Source organism: uncultured Polaribacter sp. (assembly GCF_947503855.1).
Classification (GTDB): Bacteria; Bacteroidota; Bacteroidia; order Flavobacteriales; family Flavobacteriaceae; genus Polaribacter.
Map to the genome: position 1 here is coordinate 1 of NZ_CANNFF010000011.1, position 24666 is coordinate 24666.

Below are 24666 nucleotides of genomic sequence, written 5' to 3' on the forward strand. Positions count from 1 at the left end.
AGGGACCTTAAGTGCAGGTGATAATTACACTTTAGACATTCAAACAGACGCAATTTTTAGCATTATTAGAATCGATAGTGATGGCGATGGTGTTGCAGATGACATAGAAGATAATGATAATACAGATTCAACAGACAGTTGTGATTTTGTAGAATCAAGCCAAACAGAAACACCAAGTGCAGCATGGAACAGTGGAGACTGTGATAGTGACGGCGTAACCAATGCAGAAGAAGTAACAGATGGTACGGATCCATTGAATCCAGATACGGATGGTGATGGAGTTATTGATGGAACAGAGAAATCTGACGGTACCGATGCTACTAGTTTTTGTTCATCGATTCCTTTAAACATTACCCTTTCTGTAAGTCAAGATTATTTAGCTGCAGATTGTGATGACGATGGTTTGAGTAATGGCGATGAGATTGGTTTAGATGCATCTAATCCAATAGATTCAGATAACGATGGTGTTGCCGATTATCTAGAGGTGAATAAATATGAAGCTTCAATAGAAGATGACTTAGAAATTTATAATTTATTGACACCAAATGGAGACGGAGAAAATGATGTATTTGTAATTCGTAACATTGAGTTATATCCAGAGAACACGATAGAGATTTTTAATCGTTGGGGAGTACAGGTGTATAGTGTTGTAGGATATGGTCAGCAGGGGAAATATTTCCAAGGTGTATCAAACGGAAGAGGCACAGTAAGAAGATCAGAGTCGCTACCAACAGGAACTTACTTTTATATCTTAAAATATAAGAAAAATGGAGATACGAAAGAGCGTAAAGGTTATATATACTTAACTAAGTAAATTTTTAAACAAAAAATATAAAAGTAATAAGTAAAATTAAAAAGAAATGAAAAAAATATTCACTCTTATTATTCTAGTTTCGTCTGTATTGGGTTATGCTCAACAAGACGCCCAGTTTAGTAATTATATGTACAATACGTTGAGTTTTAATCCGGCGTATGCAGGGTCACGAGGAACTACTAGTATTTATCTATCCCAACGTTCGCAATGGGTAGGTTTAGAAGGGGCACCAACAACGAATGCACTTTCGTATCATTCACCCATTGGTTCATCTAAGTTAGGAATTGGCTTGAGTTTTATCAATGATGCGATAGGGCCAGTTGAAGAGAATTTGGTATCATTAGACATGTCATATACGATCAACACATCGTATGATTATAAGTTAGCCTTTGGTTTACGTGCAAGTGCACATATGTTAAATGTAGACTTTATGAAGTTAAATGCATTTAACCCTGGCGATGTTTTAGCACAAAATAATGTTAACAATCGAATTTCTCCCAATATAGGATTTGGTGTTTTCTGGTATTCAGACAAAAGTTATCTAGGATTTTCTATTCCCAATTTATTAGAGACCAAACATATCAATAAGGATTTAAATTCTTCGGTGAGTTCAGTTTCTAAAGAGCGTTTGCACTATCATTTTACTGCAGGTTATATATTTGACTTAAGTGAAAATATTTTATTTAAGCCAGCCGTATTAACTAAAATAGTATCAGGTGCACCATTGCAGTTAGATGTATCCGCAAATTTTCAGATGTATGATAAATTTACTTTAGGAGCATCTTACAGGGTAGATGCTGCAGTAAGTTTTTTAGGCGGTTTTCAATTAAATCAAAAATGGTTTTTAGGTTATGCGTATGATTTTGATACAAATAATTTATCTACTTACAATTCAGGTTCTCATGAGGTTTTTTTACGATATGAATTATTTAGAAATTATAACGTAAAAGCTCCAAGATTCTTTTAAAAATAAAAAATATGAAATCACATTTTTATAATATTACCTTTTGTTTATTATTTTTTACTGGACTTTTATATAGCCAGCAAAGAAAAGAAGTTATTGCAAATTCAAACTACAATAGCATGTCTTATGCTAAAGCTGTAGACCTTTATGAAAGATTAGTAAATGATGGATATGGCTCTAAGCAATTATTTGAAAACTTAGGAAATTCTTATTACAATCAGTCTAACTATGCGTTAGCTAAAGTAAGCTACGATTCATTATTTAAAAGAACAGAGGATGTTTCATTAGCTACCTATTACAGATACATCAATGTACTACGTAGTGAAAAAAAGCATGAGCAAGCAGATAAATTATACGCTAAATTATTAGAGAAGTATCCTACAGAGAAGAGAAATGCTAAGGGTAAGAATCGTATTTTTTTAAGTCCAGAAATACTTTCTGTATCTTCTGTTGATTTAGAAAATGCTAAAATTAATTCACCTTATTCAGACTATAAAGTATCTTATTTAGGAGAAGATAAGATTGTTTATTCAAGTAGTAAAGAAACAAAGAAAATTACTTCGATAAAATCAATTTGGACTAATGAATCTTACACAAATTTGTATCAAAGTAATATAAGTTCAGATAGCCTTACAGGAGAATCTTTTAAATTAAAAGGACGCATCAATAGGTTTTATAATGAATCTTCTGCAGTTTTTACAAAAGATGGAAATACGATGTATTTTACCAGAAACAATCAATTAGGTAGTAAAGTAAAAACAGATTCTTTAGAAAACGTTTTGTTAAAAATATATAAAGCTACTTATAATGGAAAGCGTTGGAATAATATAGAAGAGTTACCATTTAACAGCAATCAATACAACTGTGCACATCCTGCTTTGAGCCCAAATGAGGATTACTTATATTTTTCATCAGACATGCCAGGAACTTTGGGAGAATCTGATTTATACAGAGTCGCTATTGAAGAGAATACTTATGGAACTCCAGAGAATTTAGGAAATCAAATCAATACGTTAGGTAGAGACACGTTTCCATTTATCACCTCAGATAATGTTCTGATTTTTTCTTCAGATTTTAGAAAAGGTAAGGGAGGCTTAGACTTGTATTACACAGATTTAAAAAGTAAGAATAACAGAATCTACACTTTTGGTGAGCCGCTAAATAGCGCTTATGACGATTTTGGATTGATTTATAAAGTAGCTGAAGGAACAGGTTTTATGACTTCTAACCGAAAGCAAAACAATGTTGGCTCTGATGATATTTATGAATTTTCAGGTTTATCTATACCAGCCATAGAAGATTTAACGGTAATAATCAAATCGACCAAAGGCAATGATGTATTAGGCACCACATTGGTTAGATTATTTAATGAAAACAATACTTTACTAGGGACTATAAAAGCAACTAACAACCAAGTGTCTTTAATGGATTTAGATCCTTTAAAGCGCTATACGTTAGAAGCAAATAATGATGGTTACGAACCGTATGCTTCTTCAATAAAATTTGAAGGAGCCAATACAACTACTATTTATCTTACAGAAAAGGCACCACCACCAGCACCGGTAGACTTACAAGAGATTTTAAATTTAAAGAATATTTACTTTGATTTTGATAAACATTCAATTAGAAAAGATGCAGCAATAGAATTAGAAAAGATAGTAGCCATCTTGAATCAATATCCAGAAATTAAAATAGATATTATTGGTCACACAGATCTTCGAGGACCAGCAGCATACAACGAGAGATTATCAGCACAAAGAGCAGCATCTGTAAAACAATGGTTGGTAGGTAGAGGCATTTCTTCAGAAAGAATGACATCATTAGGATATGGAGAGAAAAAACCGATCAATGATTGTATAGAAAACAAATGTACGAAAGAACAACACGATCAAAACCGTAGAACAGAATTTTTAATCAAATAATAATACAACACTATTTATTATTTATAAAGACTCAAACACATTGTTTGGGTCTTTTTTTTATACTTTTTATAAAGTACAGTAGATTTTGTTTATATGATAAAATATACCCCTACAAATTATAAAAAAAAAATCCCAACTATTTGATTATAAATAGATTGAGGTTTTTATTTGTACTCAAGGTGGGAATCGAAACACCTTGTTTTTACACTTTTTAAAAGCCTTATAAAATATACAAAAACATTGAAAAGTTTAATAAATACAATGTATTTAAGGCTTTAAAGGGGTTAACTAAAATAAACTAAAATAAGTTGATGTTAATAAATGGTTGGCAAACCGTTGGCACGGAATTAATAATTATTGTAATTTCGTATTGTTCAAAATTCAATACTTATGGCTACTATCAAATATCAACTTTTAAGTAAAAGTGAAACCGTACCAATTTATTTAAGATTATCAGTAAAAAGAGGTTTAACACCAAGAACCAAAACAGGTTTACACATTAAACCTAAAGACTGGAGTACAGCTTCAAATTTCCCAAAAACAACCACAGCAAACAACAAGAAATTAAAATCTGATTTACAGAAATTAGAAACCTATATTTTAGATGAGGTTAATAATGCCAATACTAAAGGCGAAACAATAAACACAGCTTGGTTAAAATTCAAGATTGATTTATTTTTCGGGCGTATTTCAGAAACACAACAAAGCGAATTGTTAACAGATGCAATTCAAAGTATTATTGATGAAGCACCAACAAGGGAAAACGCAAAAAAAGGAATAGGTTTGTCAAAAAGTAGATTAAATGGCTACATCTCATTATTAAACATCATTAAAGAATATCAAACCCCAAATACATTAAAGGTTAAAGATATTAATGTAAAGTTTGGTAAGGATTTTTTAAATTATTTGTTGAATGTAAAAAAGTATCAAAAAAGTACAGCATTAAAAAAACTCGCAGATTTAAAAACGGTTTGCAATGATGCAGAAATCTACGGAATAGAAACAAACCCACAGTTTAAAAAAATAAAAAGTACAAAACCTAACAACGAAAATATACTCTATTTAAACCCCAAAGAATTGCAGCAGATACAAGATACTATTTTGTTAAGCGAATCACTTCAAAATGCCCGTAAATGGTTGCTATTAGGCTGTAATATAGGGCAAAGAGGGGGTGACCTTTTGCAGTTAAATGAAAGCAATTTTAAAACACTTAATAATTTAGATGTAATACAGTTAAGGCAACAAAAAACTGGTAAAAATGTTACCATACCAGTACTTGCAAAAACTAAAGAAATTATAAAAAGCGGTTTACCTTATAAAATATCAACGCAAAAATTCAATAAGCATATTAAAGAAATTTGCAAACTTGCAGGAATTAACAAAATGATAAAAGGTAGTAAGATAACTGTTATAGAAAAGGGCAAGGGCAACAAAGAAAAAAGAAAAGTAAGCGGTTTATATCCTAAATGGCAATTAATGGCTTCACACGTTTGCCGGAGAGCTTTCTGCAGTAATTTATACGGTACACTACCAACGCCCTTAATTATGAGTATTTCGGCGCACAGTTCAGAAAAAATGCTTTTAAATTATATCGGAAAAGATAGTTTAGATTTTGCACAGCAAATTGCAGATTTTTATACATTACAAGCATTAAAAGAAAAAAAAGAACCTCAACTTCAAGTTGTAAAAAAGACTAATCTAATTGGTTAGTTTTTACAAGTGTTTACCTAAAATATGCTTTTTTGGAGGGTTTTTTAACGTGCTGATTTACAGGTTTTTAAAACATAATCAACTGATTTACAGTATTTTAATTGGTTGATAACTTGCCTTATTTGTGAATAACATCTACAAAAGCTTATTGTATAAATAGTAAACTAAAGTTAATTTAGACAAAACAAAAAGAGTTCACTACATAAGTAATAAACCCTTTTAATTCTGACAGTATTTAAATTAACTTTTCGAACGGTAAAATTTAAACGCTAACCATATTACAAAAGTAATAATATTTTTAATTAATTATTGATGTTCTTTTGTTAAAAAAAAATAGAATTTTAAGTATTTACATCAAGTGAACTCATAAATAATACAATTTATGAGTCAAGTACAATTTATTTCGGTAACACCCGAACAACTTCAAAACGCAATAATTGAGGGCGTAAACAGTCAATTAGAAAGCTTAAAGAATCACTTTGAGCCAAAGCAACCCAAAACGTATTTAAGTAGAAAAGAAGTTTCTAGAATGCTCAACGTTTCGTTTGTAACACTTAACAAATGGAATAAAAGCGGTCGTTTAAAAGCGGTCGGTATTGGTGGGCGTGTTTTGTACCGTCAAAGTGATATTGATAACGCAATTGTTGAATTATAAAAAAAGCTGAATGATGAGGACTAACAAATCAAACAGCTTTAATAAATCTTTTAAGAAAGGATTACAAAGCAAAAGTACAACTTTAAAGACTCAAGAAAAAACCATATTTAATTATTTACAAAGGCATACAGCTACAAATACAATGGTTTCTTATGCTACTGGAATCGCACAAAAAAATATTTGTAGAGCAAAGCGTAATTTAGAAAAAGCGGGTTTACTTCAAGAAACAGAACAGAAACTTTGTAAAATTACTGGGCATAGAGCTTGGTATCTAACAACAAATAAAAATCTTTTTAATAAAGAATAACGGTTATGAGCGACTTACAAAAAGTCGTTCCAATAACTGATTTTAAGGTAAGCGTTAAGCATCATTTTAATAGTTCTAAAATGGTGCAAGATGCACCGCTATTTAGTGAGATTAACAATTACTATTCTGAAAAGAATAAAAACGTTATACCCGTAAAAAAGCATCATACTTTAAACACTTTATTAGAGCGGTTAAATGGTATTAAAACAAAACCTATAAAAAGCAATAGTATTGCAATATTAAAGGGTTTGTATAAAGGTGGTACAAGTGGGGTTTATTGTTATCAATCCGTACCTTTTTTATTTTTTGATATTGATGTAAAAGAAAACGAAAACAGTCGTTTAAATGATGCAAAACAAAATGCAGATGTATTTATACAATTGCTGAAAATTGCGGTTATCGTTTGGCGTTCTAATAGTCAAAAAGGAATTTCGGGCATTTTATACGTTCCGCAATTAGTTGAGGTTTTAAATAATGAAACAACCAAGCATTTAAAAATAGGTAAGGCAATAACCAATTATTTAGAAAAGCTATTAAATGTAACGTTTGATAATGCTCAAAGTAAATTTAGACAAGTTAGATATCTCGCTATGCAAAAAGAAAAAAGATTTATCAACCAAAACCCTTATGTTTTTGAGTACGATATAAACGAAATTATAAAGGTTTCAAAAACTGGAGTTAAGCAATATCGCTATTCAGATAATAGAGCGGTTTTTGGCTCAATAAAACAGCAATTTAATAGTAGTACGAATATAGAAACCGCACTTATTCAAACAGGTTTTAGTCAAGTAGGCGCAAACAGATACAAACACCCCACCACAACAAGCAAAGATACTGGTTTTGTAAAAGACAATACTTTTATCAATTTTAGTGGGAGTTTTTCAAACCGTTATAAATTTACGCCTTTTGATTTATATTTAAAGCTTTATTATTATAACGATTATAAACGTTTTTTAAATGACTTAAAAGCAAAAGGCTATAAAGAGAAACAACCTCAACAAAAAGCCTTTAAAGATGCTGAAAAAGCTTTAAAAGAACACAAAGAAGACCGACAAAAACAAATATTTACAGCGTGTTTCGATTTATTAAATGCATCCTATAAAGACAAGGTTAATTTTTCGAACCAAATCGCACAAAATAACAATGAAAAGATAATTTTTTATGATTATTTGAAGTTAAAACCGTTAACCATTAAATATGATAAAACCCTCATTATAAAAAGCTATGTAAGTGAGCATTTAAACACAATTTTAGACTATTCAGATAAAAACGATAAAACCATTTTAACAGCAGAAACAGGTACAGGAAAAACAACCGCTTTTTTAATGGACTTCATAAAATACAGACCTAAAAAAAGACTTTTAATTTTAGCACCTTTAACCGCAATTGTAGAGCAAACCAAAGCCGAATTTAAAAACATAGTTACACTTACAGCAAACAGCACACCCGAAGACCACATAAAAGCATCAAAAAAGCCTATTGTTATGGCTACCTATGAGCAAGGGTATAAACATTTAAAAGACCCGAATACTTTTGATTATGTTGTTATTGATGAGGTGCATAATTTAATAGTAGCAAATAGTTACAAGCGTGAAGCTATAAAGAATTTAACAAGCCTTTTAAAAACCTATAAAGTTATAGGACTTACAGGAACTACAAACCAATTATTTAAGGCAATTGGTTACAAATTGGTAAACGTTAAAAAAGAACAATTACAGCGAGTAGATGTATGTTTAAGGGTAGACAATAGGCAACCTTTAAAAATAGCCTTACAGCACCTTAAAAGCGTAAAAGGTAAATGTATTATAAGAGTAAACAGCCGAAATATTGCAACCGCATTAAAAATTGAGTTAACCAAACTAAAACGTTATAAAAAAAGCGAAATTCTTATTTTAAATGCAGATAATCATATCAAAAAAAGTGAAGACTTTAAAAAACTTACAAATCAAAGTAAATTTAATGATGCAATACAATTAGTAATTACAACCGCTATCATTGATGAGGGTTTAAGTATAAAACAAAGTGGTTTTACAGATGTTATTTTTATAGAAACAGAATACAAACCAATGCCCGAATCTGTTAAACAATTCTTTGCACGTTTTAGAAATGAAGACCCGAACCGCAAAAACTATTTTTATTATAAAGAAACTAAAGACCAAACTTTAAAAAGTTGGAATCCAATTTATGATTTTAAGGAAAAGAAAAAGAATCTTATTGCTGAATCTGAAAATATAAACGTAAACGATACTGATAAAAAAGATATTGCCAGTACTAAATATTTGTATTACGAAAACAGTTTTGTAAATGATTATGCCCTCGCTTATGATGTGTCAAAAACCTTTTTTGGTATGATTACAAAACAGGAATACATCCTTTTTTTAGAACTCAATTACAATATCAATATCATAGAAGACAAAAAACACATTCGTATCGAATCTGATATTTCAGAAAGCAAAGATAAAAGCGAACAAAATAAAATATTAATTGCTACAAATTGGCTCAATAATAAAGATGAGGTTTTAAATGCTTTGTATATCATATCAAATAATTTAGCATTAAAAAAATCAATCAATTACATAGGTTTAAATCCCATAGATGAAATTTACAATTTAGTAAGCGACAATTTAAAAAGTTTTGAAGACTTGCAATTTAATAGCGAACGTTTAGAGTATTTGGGCGTTAAAAATGTAGATAGTGTTTTAATTGATACAACAAAGTTAAAACCTATTGATGTAAGAACCGTAAACCGAAAAATTAAACTATTTCAAAATATAGATACTATAATCAACCCGAAAACAAAAACAGATGAAATAAATAAGACCAAGCTTTTAACGTTTGTAAATGAAGCTAAAAAGCTAAAAACTATCAATAAAAATAATTTATTTAAAGTTTGGAATAAATTAAGATGCAATAGTAAAAAGCCAAGTTATTACAACCTTATTGACTTGTTAGAATGGGCACGAAAACAAACCGTAAAACATCTTTGTTATTATAAGGAATAAAAAAAGATGTTAGAATCTGTTAATCCATATAAATAAAGGATTACAAAGAAATTTACTACAAAATTTTAAGGGTGCTAAATTTTGTGAAAAAACAAAAAAGTTACACTAAAAAAAAGGCTACCAAAAGGCAACCTTTACAACAGTTCAAAGTTCAATAATATAGTTAAATATTATCAATATAAAGTTACAAAAAGTATTTATAAAACTACAAGTTCCCTAAAGATTTAGGTTTCACACAAAACAATGCCAAAACATTACACATTCCCGTATTTATTTGATGAAAACAAAAGCTTATCATTAACAGACCTTAAAAAAATGGGATACTTAAAACACAATAGAATTATAAGTGGTACTATAAACTGGACAAGTTTAGGCGAAAATTCAGGTAGTATAAGTATAAAAGTTAAAAGAACTCAAATTAAAAATTATGTAGAGTTTGACTACACTTGTAATAATGAAAGTTATAATTATAAAGTTTATTTAGTTTCTGTAAAATCAAATTTAAATGAGGGTAGGGTTTTATATTTTCAATGCAGATTTACAGGTAAAAGATGTAGAAAGCTACATTTGATTAATGGTATATTTCAACATAGAACCGCATCAAAAACAGGAATGTACGCAAAGCAAACCCAAAGTAAAAGAGGGCGTTGGATTGAGCAGATTTACGGGCCTTACTTTGATAGTGAAAAATTATATGCTGAATTATATAGCAAACATTTTAAAACGCATTACAAAGGAAAACCAACAAAGAGATATTTAAGATTGATGCAAAAAATTAATAGCCTAACTTGTGTATATTAAAACAGGAGGCATTTTAATGTTGAAGTCTGTTCTTAAAGATATATTATATCAAGAATTAGTACAAATCCAAAAGTATTTAGAGACTTTAAACCCAAAAGATGGAGTTGAGTTGGTTATTAAGTTAATGCCTTATGTATTACCCAAAGTAACAAGTGTGTCACATACAACTAATGAACCTTTGGATTGGGATTTAACTTAATTTTTTCATAAATGGAATTTATACATCATTTTTTTTTAAATTAGTTTTTTATGAAATATAAGTATCTAATCCCAAAATATATTAAAGCTCATTTTGCAACAATTGATTTTAACAAACTTTTTGTCGATCAATTTTTTAAAGCAGATCCAATAGAATTATTATTTGAAACTAAAACTCAAGATTATAATTACGAAAAATATATAGAAAGCCTTTATAATAAAATCATTGAAAAGTTTGAAACGACTAATAATTTTGAAGAATTATTTAAGGATTATAAATTTTTTAAAGAAAGTTATAGTGTACATTATAGATGGAGTATTTATGAAAAATTTTGTGATTATTTAATTAAGCTTAATAAAAAGCAAGAAGCATTTGAAGAATGGGTTGTGCTTCAAGAGGAAGAATGGGAAGGATGGGAAAGAGAGTTTACTTATAGAGACAGTGCAATAAACAGGTTAATTTACTTTGAGGTATTGTTAAATAGAGGAATATTAGGAGGTTACCATTTACATAAATTAGCTGAAAAAGGAAATCAACTAACTGCGTTTGGAAAAAGGAATAAAAGTGAAGTTTTTTTGACATTAGATTTAATGTTTAAAAACTCAACAGATATCAGTTATTTCGAACAATTTTATTCTAATTATGAGTTTAAAAGTAATCTTAAATTCAAATCATTACCTTATGAAAGTTATGAAAAATATTTTCAACACAATAATAAAGCTCAAAAACTTTGGGAGTGGATAATAAACAATCAGTCAAGTAATGTTTTAAAGGATGGAAGAGCGTCTGCCGAACTTGTTTTTAGATCTATTAGAGAGGAATCTTCAAGGTTATTGAGAGATGCTGAAAACAAATACAGAATAAGTATTGGAGCAAAAAAGATAGGAGAATCTTGGATTGGAGAAACAGAATTATATTATAAAATTAAGAGTGCATTTCCAAATATAGAAGTTATTCAACACGGGAGACCAACTTGGTTAGGAAGGCAACATTTAGATATTTGGATACCAATGTTAAATATTGCAATTGAATATCAAGGGCAGCAACACGATAAGCCAGTTGAGTTTTTTGGTGGAGTCGAAGCTTTTGAAAAGGGTTTGAAAAGAGATAAACTAAAAAAGAAAAAATGCCTTGAAAATAACGTTAATTTAATTGAAGTTAGGAAAGGATATGATTTAGATAAAATCATTCAGGAAATAGAGAAAGATATTTAACATTATTTCTTTTCTGCTTTTTTTGACCAAAACGGTTCAAATAGTTGTTTTATATAATATTTTGTTAGCTCAGTTGGTTTTGGTTGAGTAGAATCAGCAGGAGCATATTGAAGCACATACTTCTTTAATTTATTGTAGTTACCTGGTTCCTGTCTATCGTATTTATAGTATACATTAAATTCAACAGCATCAATATTATAAATTTCAAGTTTATGAATTTCTTCTCTTGTTAAATTATAAAAAGTATAATTATGGTTATTTATTTCATCGTACAATCCTCTATCCTTACATTTTATGATATCTCCATTTTCTAAATAAAAAAGTAATGTCCCTCTTAAATTATGATCATCAGAACGAACACCCATAGATCCTGATTTAGCCATTATCATTCCACCTCCAGTTGTTTTTATACCAATATTAATTGTAATGTCATTCCTACTAAAACCTACTCCTGAAAAATAAGGAAATGTTAATTCTTTTTTAAGACCTAACCATCTTTTTTCTAAGGCATAAAAATATTTGTATTTAATGCTATCTTTTGCTTTAAAAGGTTTTTCTTTATTGTAGGAATTTGATTTTGAGGATACATTGGAGTAAGTTGGTTTTAAATTAGTATTAATACCACTATAGGAAACTGTATTTGTTTTTTTTGAATATTGAGAAGAAGTATAATTTGACGACTTATTATCTCGTTTAATATAACCTTTCTTGCCTGTATATGGATTTATATTTCCTTTGGTTGAAAAATTATCTCTATTTGTATTATTTGGAGCAGATCTATAGTGTCCAGGTACAACTGTACCGTTCTTTCTCACATAACCTTTAACATAAACATCTGATGAAGATCTACTTTGACCAATTGTTGTAAATGGAATTAGAATTAAAAGTATTAATCCAAATAATAGTTTTTTCATTTCTTTTCTGCTTTTTCTGTGAGTATTTTATCAATGTATTTTTCTAATCCTTTTTCGTTTTGTAAACCTTCTTTGGATTGATAAGCTTTAATTTTAGACACTAATTTGGTGTCTAACTCAAATATAGACAAAATAATTGAAATGATATCGTTAGTCACTTGTTTACCATTGTAAGGTTTCTTACTTATAACATCTGTATTGTATAACTTTTTTAGCGGTTCTTCTCTTACTCTAATTAATTTAAACCCTTCTTCTAAAAGCATTTCAGATTTAATCTTATCTATATCTCGCTTGTCTTTATGCCAATAAGAACCATCAAATTCGATACATAAATTAAGTTTTGGTATAAAAATATCTATTGCTCTTAATCGTCCCTCTAACTTTGTTTTTAATCCTTTTGGATCAATATTTTTAAAGAGTTTCATTAACTCAAATGTAATGGTAAGTTCTTGTTTAGATTGAGGTGTTAGTGTGCAAAATGGACAATTTGTTTTATTAGATGTTCGACTTACAGGATTTGTGCGCCACTCGTGATCATCTCCTTTGTCGCATTTCCACCATACTTTTTTATTAGATCCTGCTGTTAAATCAAACGAGGTCAAATCACCATTTTTTGAAGGATGCCATTGATTAGCAATTTTAGGATGTGTCGTTTGTAAACAATTAGAAATTACAGTTTTTTGGTTACTACAGACAGGACATCCGTTTCCACTACTCCTTTCACCAACTGATGCTTTCCACTCGTGGTCATCACCTTTATTGCACTTCCACCATACTCTTTTACCTGAACCTGCTGTTACATCATAGGGAGTTAAATCACCGTTTTTTGAAGGATGCCATTGTTTAGCAATTTTAGGATGTGTCGTTTGTAAACAATTAGAAATTACAGTTTTTTGGTTAATACAAATTGGGCAGGTTTTTTGTTTAACTCTATTGTTAATGTTTGCTCTCCATTCGTGATCATCACCTTTATCGCACTTCCACCATACTTTTTTGTTTGAACCTGCTGTTACATCAAAGGGAGTTAAATCACCGTTTTTTGAAGGATGCCATTGCTTTGCAATTTCAGGACCTGTAGTATTTAAACAGTTAGATTTTACGACGGTGTAACCTGCGCAAACAGAACAACCAACTCCTCTGACTACGGTGGCAACGGCTGCTTCCCATTCGTGATCATCTCCTTTGTCGCATTTCCACCAAACCATTTTATTGCTACCTACAGATACATTATCAGCAGTCAATTTACCATTTTTTGTTGGATGCCATTGTTTTGCAACTGTTGGATATTTATATTTAAGTGATGTTGTTTTATGAACCTTGTGTCCTGTACAAAATGGACATCCTCTTCCACGTAATTTAGATTTGGGTGACATTTGATAATCGTGCATTTCATTCTTTCCACATTTCCACCACACTTCTTTATTACTTCCGTATGTTAAATTTTGAGGTGTAACATTAATGTTTTTGGTTGGGTGCCATTCTTTTTTCAATTGACTTGTTAAACGAGTTTCTAATGAGTTTGTTTTTGAAACAGAATTACCTGAACAAAACGGACAACCTTGTTCATTTACTGTTCGATTAGCAATTTTACTTTCCCATTCGTGATCATCACCTTTATTGCACTTCCACCATACTCTTTTACCTGAACCTGCTGTTACATCATAGGGAGTTAAATCACCGTTTTTTGAAGGATGCCATTGCTTTGCAATTTCAGGACCTGTAGTATTTAAACAGTTAGATTTTACGACGGTTCGACCTGAACAAACAGAACACCCCTGTTGATTATAAACCCTATTAGCAATTTTACTTTCCCACTCGTGATCATCACCTTTATCGCACTTCCACCAAACTTTTTTATGACTACCACTCTTGACATCATTTGGCGATAAATCACCATTCTTTGTGGGATGCCATTGTTTGGCAAGTTCAGGATGAGTTTCAGCAAGTGATTTTTTGTCTTTGTGCATATTCGTTAAATATAAATCAATATCAAGTTATATTAAAATATAATTTATATATTTAAAAAAGTTACATTAATGTAGCATTTATGAAATTAGAGAATAATATTATATTTCCTGCTTCCGATTGGTTTGATAGTAACTTTTTAGGAGGGTTTGCAAGTTAGTCACTTTTCATAAAAGAGCAGTTCAACGAACAGAAATACAAAGTAGATGATGATCGTTTGTCTTCAAGATTATTAAACGAAGTGGGAAATGCACGAAATGAAGACTAAAAAACTTTATTCTTTTATAAAACGCCTTACAGTTACCCCTTTTGAAGTATATATTTTAATATGGTAAGTTGATGATGCAAATGAGTTTACAGGGAAACTTAACTCTTTTGTAATGAGAATTTTTTGTCCTAAATTATTATATATTTCACTTTTTATTATTTCTAAATCACCTTTTAACTTTATATTAATTTTATTTTTTGATGGGTTAGGATAAACTGATATCTCATCATTTGAAATGAACGTATCTAATGAAAGACTTGTTCCTACATTTTGTAAATTTGATTTTATTAGTGTTGAGTTTTTTCCTTTTGAACTTGTTAAACAATTTTCAACAGTTATTGATATGTAGTACTCGTAATTGTTTTGAGTTACGTCTGCTGATGAATCATTATAAGAATTGTTGTTAGATGAAACCGAACCTATTAACTCAAATCCTTCATCATTTTTATTTCTATAAATATCATAAGATTGATAATTTTTCCCTTCGTAATCAGACCAATTAAGATTAACTGAATTATTTACTGAAATACTACTTTGAAGTAAAATAGTTTTATGACTATCTGAATTTGATGAATATGAACCACAATTATCCATTAATCTCACTTTATATGAGTAAGATTGTGACATATTGTTTGAAGATTCATCTAAAAAAGAGTTTTCTGAAGGTGAAATAGTTCCTATTGATTCATAGGAATTTGCAATATTAGTCTCTCTTAAAACTTCATAATAATCAACATTATAACTCCCAAATGTGTTAAGAAATATTCTATTGTTTGAAGTTTTAACTTCATCACTTGAAACATAACATAAACTAAAATCGGTGTATTGAGCAATTACTCCGACCTCAAATTCTTGTGTAAAATTAAAATTACCATTGGTTAAACTCAATATATAAGTTCCAGCAACTAAATTTGTTAAATTTTGATTGTTTTCTTGACCTGATGGGATAATCCCACCATTTGCAGATGTCCAGCTAAATGTGCTATCCCCTGAAACATCATTAATACTAATTATGGTAACAAAGCCAGTTCCATAATTATCAGAACAATAAGAGTCTGTAACCTCTGAAGTTATATTTATGTCATTGATATCAGTAACACTAATAACTAAAGATTTTTCGTAAGAATTATTGTTTTGATCTACTACTTTTATCCTTATTGAAAGATTTGGCTCTGTTTCATAATCTAAATTAGTTAATAAAATAAGATTAGTGCCAGATATTGAAAACTTTTCATTGTCACTATCACCTGAGCCACTTATTAATTCAAATGTATGACTGTCAGTTGGCAAATCAATATCTGAAGTATAAAGTTCCCCAACTACTACATTAGATTTATTTTCCTCTACTGAATTTATAGTTAAATTAATATCTGTTGGTGAATTGTCGTTGACTGGGTTTATAATAATAGACACAGTGGAAATATTGCTATCTAAAATTCCATCATTTGATTTATATGTGAAATAATCGGAGGTTGTTTCTGAGCCATCGTGTTCATAGGTAAATGAACCATCTGATTTTAATTCTAATAATCCGTGAGACGGATTTTGTTCTACAATAGTTGTTAAAGAATCTTCATCAATGTCAATGTCATTATGAAGAAGAGTCGATTCATTATTTTGTAAAATTGAAATTACACCACCTTCATTTACTTCTATTAAATCATCATTAGATTCAGGAGGATCATTTACAGGAGTAACCTCAATAGTTAAAACACCTGATGAATCTGACGTGTTTCCGTCAGAAACTGTATAATTTATTGTTTCTATACCGTTGTAATTAAGTTCAGGGGTATAATCAATTGACAAACCATCAGAATTAATAGAAGCTGTTCCAGATCCTGAATAGTTAAAAGATTTAAGGAAAAGGGTGTCATTTTCAGCATCAGTGTCATTATTAATTAAATTAATACTTACTAAACTGGAATCTTCTGGTAACGAATAATTGTCTTCTACAGCAACGGGAGTTTCATTGACTTCTAATTTGAACAACCAACTATCTTCTAACCCAATAAGTTCACCAACATCATAACCCATAGATTTTGTGCTGGCAAGGTTGTAAATTACATCGGAATTATATATTGAAAATGACACCCTGTCATAATTTTCACCTCCATAAAATTGATTCCATTGTATTTCTCCATCGAGATTAGTCGCAAATACCCAGATATCGTTTTGATTATTATTTGAATTTGGATTCTCAAACTTACCATTTGTTTCGGCTGTTACATCTCCTTGACTTGAGAAACCTCCTCCAACTCCTAAAAAATTCCATCTAACTAAATTTGTTGTATAAATAATTTGATCGTTTGAAAATCCTATTGAATTAAAAACTTGATTATTAAAACCGCCATAAGTTTTTTCCCAGATAATGTTTCCATTTAAATCCAACTTCACACTAAAAACATCTTCGTTGTAGTGATTTTTAAAATTCTCGTGAAAATCATATGTATTATAAGAACTTCCACTAACTATTATAAATGTATCATCTTTATAAATATCAAAAAACTGTCCTTTTTGTGACGAATAACTCGGATTAAAGACTTTATTCCAAACAATCTCTCCAGAAGCATTTAATTTTAAAACCCAATTTGATTTTATAGGTTCAACTCCCCATTCAACACCATCACCATATAGTTCTGCAAAAATACCGTCATATGATTCAGATTTTCCACATAAATAAATTTCATTATTAATAGAGGTTACTGAGTTTATTATATCTCTTCTATTGCCATCAATAACTTTTTCCCAAATTGTTTGACCACTTAATAAGTTAAATTTCGATAAGAATACGTCCCAATCCCAATTATTACTTTCTGATCTAATAACTCCTTTTAGAAGAAAATCATTCTCGTTAATTTTAAAAATCTGAGGGCTTATAAAATCACTATTATTGAATGAAAGAGGAACTGTTTGTTGAATTGAAAAATCATTTATATCTAAGTTAATAATATTTAAATTAGTTGTATCAATTAAATATAAGTCACCAGAATTAGACTCTAAGGAATTAATTCTTGTATTGTTAAGTGTTTTTAAAAGTTCAAGTCCTTTTGAATCAAGATGATAGATATAAGATGTATATTCAGATTGATTTGTATTGTAATTATACGCTGATTTAATTATAGTAAAAAAATATCCTGTTTTCCCTTCAATTTTAACCCCATCTACAATACTATAATAATCATCATATGCAGATGATAGTATTTTAGTAAATAAAAGATTTCCATCAGATTTACTAAAGACTTTTAATTCTATTTGATTAAAATTATCACCATATAAATTCTCAAGCGATATTAATTGATCGTTTGCTTCTATGAGGCCAGTGGGGTTAGAAAATTTGTTTTCGATTCCTGAATTGATTTCCCAACTAATACCGTGTTGTGAATATAGATTGGTGTTAATAGTTGAAATTAGTACAAGAATAATAATCGTAATAGAATTTTTCATAGTAATACAAATGTATAAAAAATTTAATTTTCATTTGATGATAATTATAAGTAAGGAGATACTTAAACTAATCATATAAAAAACGTTATTATTTGTAAATGGTTGGCAAATAGTTGACAAAATAAGATTAATTAAAAGTAAAAACCCTTGAAAATCAGATGATTAACAAGAGTTTTTGTACTCAAGGTGGGAATCGAACCCACACTCCCGAAAGAACTGGATTTTGAATCCAGCGCGTCTACCAATTCCGCCACTTGAGCAAAGTATTGAGATTGCAAATGTATTAAATTATTTTATTTTAAAGTCTATAAATTAATTTCAAACTCAATAAATAATTTCTACTTTTGTATACTCATAACAACACAACTAAAAACAACTAAATGCCTACAAATCAATTAGCACCAAAACTTTTTGCCTGCAGACAAAGTAAAGATTTAGCAGCTAACATTGCCAAAGAATACAACACAGAGTTAGGAAATATTGAAATTACCTACTTTAGCGATGGCGAATTTCAACCTGCATTTGAAGAATCTGTTAGAGGAAGACGCGTTTTTATTATAGGGTCTACATTTCCAAATGCAGACAATCTTATGGAAATGCTTTTAATTTTAGACGCAGCAAAAAGAGCATCTGCAAGACATATTACCGCAGTAATGCCTTATTTTGGTTGGGCAAGACAAGATAGAAAAGATAAGCCAAGAGTTGCCATTGGTGCAAAATTAGTGGCAAAATTATTAGAAGCAGCAGGTGCTACAAGAATTATGACCATGGATTTACATGCAGATCAAATTCAAGGATTTTTTGAAAAACCAGTAGACCACTTATTTGCTTCTACCATTTTTATGCCATATATAGAAAGTTTACAATTAGACAATTTAACAATTGCCTCTCCAGATATGGGAGGTTCTAAAAGAGCCTACGCATATTCTAAACATTTACATGCAGATGTAGTTATTTGTTACAAACAACGTAAAAAGGCAAATGTAATTGGGCATATGGAGGTAATTGGAGAAGTAAAAGGTAAAAATATTATTCTTGTTGATGATATGATAGACACTGGAGGAACCCTAGCACATGCAGCTAACTTAATGAAAGAAAGAGGAGCAAAAAGTGTACGTGCAATTTGTACACATCCTGTTCTTTCTGGTGATGCTTATGAAAAAATAGAAAATTCTGCTTTAACAGAATTGATCGTTTCTGATACAATTCCGTTAAAAAAGACCACATCTAAAATAAAAGTAGTATCTTGCGCGCCATTATTCGCAGATGTTATGCATAAAGTGCAAGACAATACTTCGATTAGTGGAAAATTTATAATATAAATATTTAAAAACAAGTAATGAAATCAATTACAATTAAAGGATCAAAAAGAGAAAGCGTGGGCAAGGTAGCTACCAAAGCCTTACGTAATGCTGGTATGGTTCCTTGCGTTATTTACGGAGGAGATAAGCCAGTGCATTTTTCAGCAGAAGAATTAGCATTTAAAAACTTGGTATACACTCCAAACGTTTATACTGCTACAATTCATGTTGATGGACAAAAAATAGCTGCAATTTTACAAGACATTCAGTTTCACCCAGTAACAGACAAAATTTTACACGTAGATTTTTATCAGTTATTTGATGATAAAGAAGTAACAATGAATATTCCTGTAAAATTAACAGGTACATCTCCTGGTGTATTAAATGGTGGATCTTTACGTTTTACAAACCGTAAATTAAAAGTAAAAGCTTTACCAGCTAACTTACCAGATTTTGTAACAGCAGATATTTCTAGTTTAAAAATAGGAAATAAATTATTTGTAACATCATTAGCCAATGATGATTATACATTTATGCACCCAGACAATACAGTAGTTGTACAAGTTAGAACTTCTCGTAACGCAGTTGAAGAAGACTTAGATGACGAAGAAAGTACAGATGAAGCTGCAGAAGCACCAGCAGCAACAGAATAGTTACATTCTAAATATAATTTAAAAAGCGTTGCAAATTTGCAACGCTTTTTTATTTTCCCAGAGTTCGTCTTAAAATCTTTTAATATCTTATAAACTTCAATTTAAGTTCGGCGTATCATCCATAGAATTCTTCTTACTTTTGAAGCATGAATTAAAGAGACTTCTTTTTTAAATTATTAAGAACTAAAATTGAAAACAAAGAAGAGTTAATGAAAAAATTTTTAATAGTAGGTTTAGGTAATATTGGCGATAAATACACCAATACACGTCACAATATTGGTTTTAAAATTTTAGACGAAGTTGCAGAAGAACACAACGTTACTTTTGAAACAGAAAAATTAGGAGATGTTGCTAAATTTAGATTTAAAGGAAGAACTTTTGTACTTTTAAAACCAAGTACTTTTATGAATTTAAGTGGAAAAGCCGTAAAATATTGGATGCAGCAAGAAAAAATAGCTACAGAAAACATCTTAGTTGTTACAGATGATATCAATATAGATTTTGGTACCATTCGATTAAAAGCAAAAGGTTCTGCAGGCGGGCATAATGGCTTAAAAGACATTCAAGAAAAATTAAACACCCAACAATATGCTCGTTTTAGATTTGGAGTGGGTGGTAATTATGCTAGAGGAAAACAAGTAGATTATGTTTTAGGCGAGTGGAATAAAGAAGAAGTTAGCCAATTAATAGAGCGTTTACCTACATCTGCAAAAGTAATTACTTCTTTTGGTACTGCTGGTTTAGCCAATACTATGAATACTTTTAACGGTCGGTAGTTCACTAAAAAAATTAATTTTCGCTTGCATACCACTCAGCAAAACTAGTATCTGTTTCTTGTAATTTTATAGAATGTAGTTTGATGTTTGCTGGTAATCTATTGGTAATTTTTTTAGCAAAATCAATCACCATCATTTCGCTTGTTGGCTGGTAATCTACTAATAAAACTTCATGACCTCTATCCATTAATTCTTTAGCCAACTCTACATGAGGCGTGTTTTTGTTGAAAACAGTTGCATGGTCAAAAATATCTACAATTTCTTCATTTACAATTTTCTTTAAATCACCAAAATCTATCACCATACCAAATTTTACATTGGTATTGTCTGCTATGGGTTTTCCAGAAACAGTTACAGAGAGTTTGTAAGAATGTCCGTGAACATTTTTACATTTTCCATCATAACCATATAAAGCATGCCCTGTTTCAAAATTAAATTGCTTTGTTATTCTAATTGTGCTCATTTACTATTTTATTGAAACTGTCAGTTCGAGTGATTTCAAATTTTTCATCTTTTAAAATGTACTAGAACTGGCAAATTTGTTTTTAACGTCTGTTTCTAAATTTGTTGTAAAAGTACACAATAACTAATACGATTGCTAAAATTAGAAATAAATTATTTCCACCCATTTTGTTTGTAATCTGTTAATTATCAACTAAAAAATTATTTAAAACATCTGCAATTTTTCTATTATCAGATAATTGCGGTATTTTATTCTGACCACCAAATTTACCAATAGATTTCATATAACTATGAAAACCACCTTTTTTAACTTTTCTTATGATTAATGATCGTAAAATTTTGCCATCAATTAAATCTAAATAATAAATATTTTGTGCTTGCATAGAAGCATCTACTTTTTGGGCAAATTCTTCTAAATTTTCTGGCTCATTTTCAAATTCTATAAACCACTCATGGTAAGGCAAACCACTCTTTGGGTTTACTTGTGGCGCCACAGTAAATTCGCTTATATTAATTTCTGTACCTTTTATAGCATCGTTTAAAGCCTTTTCTACTTCTTTACCAATTACGTGTTCGCCAAAGGCAGAAATAAAGTGCTTTATACGACCTGTTACTTTTATTCTATAAGGTTTTGTGGATGTAAATTCTACAGTATCGCCAATATTATAGCCCCATAAACCTGCAGTTGTGTTTAGAATAATTACATAATTTACACCTATTTTTACATCTATTAGAGAAATTCTTGTTGGATTTTCATCAAAAAATTCTGTTGCAGGTATAAACTCATAAAAAATACCCGCATCTAGTTGTAACAACATTCCTTTTTCTGTTTGCGAATCTTGATAGGCAATAAAACCTTCTGAAGCAGGATATAGTTCGATATAATCGATCTTTTTACCAATTAAACTTTCGAATTTATTTTTATAGGGCTCAAAATTTACACCACCATAAATAAAGAAGTTAAAATTTGGGAATAATTCTGATACTTTTTTACCTGTTTTGTCAATTAGTTTTTCAAAATACATTTGTACCCAAGAAGGGATACCACTAATTACAGTCATATTTTCGTTCAAGGTTTCTTCTACAATAGCATTTACTTTGGTATCCCAGTCTTCTATGCAATTTGTTTGCCAGGTTGGTAGCCTGTTTTTTAATAAATATTGAGGCACATAATGTGCTACAATACCACTAAGTCTGCCTAATTTAACACCGTTTTTATCTTGCAAAACAGGGCTTCCTTGTAAAAAAATCATTTTACCATCTACAAAACTAGCATCGTTTTTTTCTGCGATATAAAATAATAAAGCATTTCTGGCAGCTTTTATGTGTGTTGGCATAGAATCTTTAGTAATGGGTATGTATTTTGCCCCAGAAGTTGTGCCAGAAGTTTTGGCAAAGTACAAGGGTTTTCCTGTCCAAAGTACATCAGATTCGCCAGCAACAATTCTATCTACATAAGGTCTTAAGCCTTCATAGTCTAAAACTTTTACCTGTTTTTTAAAATCATCATAATTAGAAATAGTACTAAAATTATGGTCTTTACCAAAAGCAGTTTTGCTACCTTTTGCAATTAAGTTTTTAAAAACCTTTTCTTGTGTTTTATGTGGGTTATTTGCCCATTTATTTACTTTTTTAGTGGCTATTTTAGCAAACGGAATTGCAAAAAAAGATTTAATACTCATTATTTAAAATCTATAAAATTTGTTGGGTTAATGGCGTAACCACCTTTCCAAAGTTCAAAATGTAAATGTGGCCCAGTGGTTAATTCTCCAGTAGAGCCAACACTTGCTATAACTTCGCCAGATTTTACAAAATCTCCTTGTTGTTTTAGCAAATTACCATTGTGTTTGTAAACAGTAATAAAGTCTTTATTATGTTTTAAAATAATAGCATAACCTGTTTCTGCGCTCCAACCAGAAAAAATTACAGTTCCATCTGCAGCTGCTTTTATAGGGGTACCTTTTTTTGCAACAATATCTACAGCAAAATGTTTAGAATTGGCATCAAAACTTTGAGAAAGAGTACCTTTTAAGGGTGCAAAAAATACAATTTTTACATTGCTTTTGGCATTGTCTAATAGGGCGAATTGGGTTATTTTTTCTACTTTTTCTCTAAATAAAGAATCTTCTTTACTTGCGTTTAATTCGCTTTCATCAATCGTAATTTGTCTAGCTTCTACTTGTAAAGAGTCTATTTCTTCAGAGGTAATTTCACCAGTTAAAACAGGTTTTAATGCTTTGGTATAATTTTCTAAAATGGCCAATTTTTGTTTTAAAGAATCGGCCTCAAAAGTTAGTTTTACAGCGTTAGCTTTTAATTTTGTAGATAAATAGCCAGGTATATATTCTTTAATGGGTGTAAATGCAATAATTACAGCTGTTATTGCTACTAAAAGAATAGAAAAAATACCACCCAAAACAAACACGTTTAAACGAGATAATTTTAAAGAAATGCGCTCTTCAAAAGTATCTTCATTTAAAACTACTAACCTATATTTATCTGTTAGTTTTTGTTTTAATTTTCCTTTTTTCTTATCTTTTTTCCTCACAAATTATGGTTTGTTAGTTATACATATGCAACCAACGTTAATTATGGTTTTACTTATTTTGATGTAAAAATAATTAAATTATTTTCTATAAAAATTCATTTCGTCTATATAACTCCAAACTTCTTTGGTGAGTAAGGGTTGTATATTTTTCTTTTGTTGTATTCCCTTTCTAATCATAGTAGAAGAAATTTGAACAATAGGTGCATTTACTTTATGAATTTTTGGGTGGTTTTTAAATGGATGTTCTTTTGTAATTTCTGCAATTCTTGGGTACACATAAATACGATGATGTTCTAAAATGGTTTCAAAATTTTTCCATTTATGGAAAGTTTTTAAATTATCTTCTCCCATAATTAGGCAAAACTCTTTCTCTGGATATTTATCTGAAATGTGAGCTAAAGTATGAATTGTATAATTGGGCTGTGGTAATTTAAACTCGATGTCTGAGGGTTTAATTTTAGTATAGTTTTCTGTTGCTCTGTAGACTAATTCAAATCGATGATGATTTTCTAGTAAACTACTTTTCTTTTTAAAAGGATTATGAGGTGTTACTACCATCCAAATTTCATCTAAATCTGTATTTTCTGCCATATAATTAGCAATAATAAGATGCCCCACATGTATAGGGTTAAATGTGCCAAAATACAAACCAATTTTCATTTTTTTACTTTCAATATTCTCGATACAATTTTTTCATACTTCAAAAATTACTCGAACTGACAACACTTTTAACAGGTTTAAAAAAAG

Annotated in this window: 20 protein-coding genes and 1 tRNA gene; 13 read left to right on the plus strand and 8 right to left on the minus strand. The window is 29.9% G+C overall.

Annotated features, from left to right (window positions below; genetic code table 11):
* The 10 genes from Q0662_RS10120 to Q0662_RS10165 form a co-directional block, all read left to right on the plus strand.
* Positions 1–814, plus strand: an 814-nt coding sequence (locus Q0662_RS10120) for a gliding motility-associated C-terminal domain-containing protein (RefSeq protein ID WP_298949364.1), incomplete at its 5' end; no start/stop codon positions are given.
* A 46-nt stretch (positions 815–860) separates the two neighbouring features.
* A complete protein-coding gene (locus tag Q0662_RS10125; protein ID WP_298949366.1) occupies positions 861–1781 on the plus strand; it encodes a type IX secretion system membrane protein PorP/SprF in 921 nt (306 codons plus the stop codon).
* 11 nt (positions 1782–1792) lie between these two features.
* Positions 1793–3700, plus strand: coding sequence for an OmpA family protein (locus Q0662_RS10130; protein WP_298949367.1), 1908 nt, complete (start codon positions 1793–1795; stop codon positions 3698–3700).
* Positions 3701–4090: 390 nt separating this feature from the next.
* Positions 4091–5410: a phage integrase SAM-like domain-containing protein gene (locus Q0662_RS10135; protein WP_298949369.1), complete on the plus strand. Its 1320-nt coding sequence runs from the start codon at positions 4091–4093 to the stop codon at positions 5408–5410.
* Between the two features lie 382 nt (positions 5411–5792).
* Entirely contained in the window at positions 5793–6065 is a 273-nt protein-coding gene (locus Q0662_RS10140; RefSeq protein WP_298949371.1) for a helix-turn-helix domain-containing protein, read from the plus strand.
* Between the two features lie 10 nt (positions 6066–6075).
* Positions 6076–6372 (plus strand): hypothetical protein, encoded by a 297-nt coding sequence (locus tag Q0662_RS10145; RefSeq protein WP_298949373.1) that lies wholly within the window; start codon positions 6076–6078, stop codon positions 6370–6372.
* 5 nt (positions 6373–6377) lie between these two features.
* Positions 6378–9374, plus strand: a complete 2997-nt coding sequence (locus Q0662_RS10150) for a DEAD/DEAH box helicase family protein (protein ID WP_298949375.1) — start codon at positions 6378–6380, stop codon at positions 9372–9374.
* 243 nt (positions 9375–9617) lie between these two features.
* Complete coding sequence (locus Q0662_RS10155; protein ID WP_298949377.1) at positions 9618–10175, plus strand: hypothetical protein; 558 nt, start codon at positions 9618–9620, stop codon at positions 10173–10175.
* Between the two features lie 16 nt (positions 10176–10191).
* Positions 10192–10374 carry a hypothetical protein gene (locus tag Q0662_RS10160; protein ID WP_298949379.1) on the plus strand — a complete coding sequence of 61 codons (183 nt, stop codon included), beginning with the start codon at positions 10192–10194 and terminating at the stop codon, positions 10372–10374.
* Between the two features lie 50 nt (positions 10375–10424).
* Positions 10425–11588 (plus strand): hypothetical protein, encoded by a 1164-nt coding sequence (locus Q0662_RS10165; RefSeq protein ID WP_298949381.1) that lies wholly within the window; start codon positions 10425–10427, stop codon positions 11586–11588.
* A 2-nt stretch (positions 11589–11590) separates the two neighbouring features.
* Here Q0662_RS10165 and Q0662_RS10170 read toward each other — a convergent pair whose 3' ends face one another.
* From Q0662_RS10170 to Q0662_RS10185, 4 genes are all read right to left on the minus strand, one after another.
* Positions 11591–12502 (minus strand): hypothetical protein, encoded by a 912-nt coding sequence (locus Q0662_RS10170; RefSeq protein ID WP_298949383.1) that lies wholly within the window; start codon positions 12500–12502, stop codon positions 11591–11593.
* Positions 12499–14469, minus strand: coding sequence for a zinc-ribbon domain-containing protein (locus Q0662_RS10175; RefSeq protein ID WP_298949385.1), 1971 nt, complete (start codon positions 14467–14469; stop codon positions 12499–12501). The genes Q0662_RS10170 and Q0662_RS10175 overlap by 4 nt, the downstream gene beginning before the upstream one ends.
* A gap of 272 nt (positions 14470–14741) precedes the next feature.
* The gene (locus tag Q0662_RS10180; RefSeq protein WP_298949387.1) at positions 14742–18179 is read right to left on the minus strand and encodes an Ig-like domain-containing protein; all 3438 of its coding nucleotides are present in this window, start codon (positions 18177–18179) and stop codon (positions 14742–14744) included.
* Positions 18180–18357: 178 nt separating this feature from the next.
* A tRNA-Leu gene (locus tag Q0662_RS10185) sits at positions 18358–18439 on the minus strand.
* Between the two features lie 120 nt (positions 18440–18559).
* Here Q0662_RS10185 and Q0662_RS10190 point away from each other — a divergent pair.
* From Q0662_RS10190 to pth, 3 genes are all read left to right on the plus strand, one after another.
* Positions 18560–19501, plus strand: a complete 942-nt coding sequence (locus tag Q0662_RS10190) for a ribose-phosphate pyrophosphokinase (protein WP_298949389.1) — start codon at positions 18560–18562, stop codon at positions 19499–19501.
* A gap of 17 nt (positions 19502–19518) precedes the next feature.
* Positions 19519–20133, plus strand: coding sequence for a 50S ribosomal protein L25/general stress protein Ctc (locus tag Q0662_RS10195; protein ID WP_298949392.1), 615 nt, complete (start codon positions 19519–19521; stop codon positions 20131–20133).
* 209 nt (positions 20134–20342) lie between these two features.
* Positions 20343–20909, plus strand: a complete 567-nt coding sequence (gene pth, locus Q0662_RS10200) for an aminoacyl-tRNA hydrolase (protein WP_298949394.1) — start codon at positions 20343–20345, stop codon at positions 20907–20909.
* A 13-nt stretch (positions 20910–20922) separates the two neighbouring features.
* Here pth and Q0662_RS10205 read toward each other — a convergent pair whose 3' ends face one another.
* The 4 genes from Q0662_RS10205 to nadD form a co-directional block, all read right to left on the minus strand.
* Positions 20923–21372: a 6-carboxytetrahydropterin synthase gene (locus tag Q0662_RS10205; protein ID WP_298949396.1), complete on the minus strand. Its 450-nt coding sequence runs from the start codon at positions 21370–21372 to the stop codon at positions 20923–20925.
* 181 nt (positions 21373–21553) lie between these two features.
* Positions 21554–23053 (minus strand): GH3 auxin-responsive promoter family protein, encoded by a 1500-nt coding sequence (locus Q0662_RS10210; RefSeq protein WP_298949398.1) that lies wholly within the window; start codon positions 23051–23053, stop codon positions 21554–21556.
* Positions 23053–23919 carry a M23 family metallopeptidase gene (locus Q0662_RS10215; RefSeq protein WP_298949400.1) on the minus strand — a complete coding sequence of 289 codons (867 nt, stop codon included), beginning with the start codon at positions 23917–23919 and terminating at the stop codon, positions 23053–23055. Before Q0662_RS10215 ends, Q0662_RS10210 begins: the two co-directional genes overlap by 1 nt.
* A gap of 78 nt (positions 23920–23997) precedes the next feature.
* On the minus strand, positions 23998–24579 hold the full coding sequence (gene nadD, locus Q0662_RS10220; RefSeq protein ID WP_298949402.1) for a nicotinate (nicotinamide) nucleotide adenylyltransferase: 582 nt from the start codon (positions 24577–24579) through the stop codon (positions 23998–24000).
* Between the last annotated feature and the right edge of the window lie 87 nt (positions 24580–24666).